Genomic DNA, 330 nt, shown 5'->3' with positions numbered 1-330 from the left:
CCTTTGACAAATACTATATTGGTCAAACACAAGACTTACACCAAAGAATAGAACTGCATAATTCAGGCTGCTTCAAAAATTCTTCAACTAAATTCACCAATGATTGGCAACTATTTTTCAAACTGCAATGCCAATCTAGATCACAAGCTTTGAAAATTGAAAAGCATATTAAAAATAATAGGTCAAGAAAATACTACTTGAACTTGACTAAACATCCCGAAATATCATTAAAACTTCTTGAAAAATACTATTAAAAACAATCCAGGTGTCCCTGCCCCGATAGCTATCGGGGCGATTCCAGGTGGCACCACCGAGATGAAGGGTTATTTC

General features: G+C 35.5%; 1 protein-coding gene. It reads left to right on the top strand.

The annotated features are described in order from the left end of the window. Window positions 1-17: 17 nt before the first annotated feature. Window positions 18-254 carry a GIY-YIG nuclease family protein gene (locus ACRD7B_RS22835; protein WP_430826985.1) on the top strand — a complete coding sequence of 79 codons (237 nt, stop codon included), beginning with the start codon at window positions 18-20 and terminating at the stop codon, window positions 252-254. Window positions 255-330: the final 76 nt, after the last annotated feature.

Source organism: Carboxylicivirga fragile, assembly GCF_050589805.1.
In the GTDB taxonomy this organism is placed as follows: domain Bacteria; phylum Bacteroidota; class Bacteroidia; order Bacteroidales; family Marinilabiliaceae; genus Carboxylicivirga; species Carboxylicivirga fragile.
Note: the sequence above shows the minus strand (reverse complement) of the source record. Positions and strands in the feature narration are given on the sequence as shown.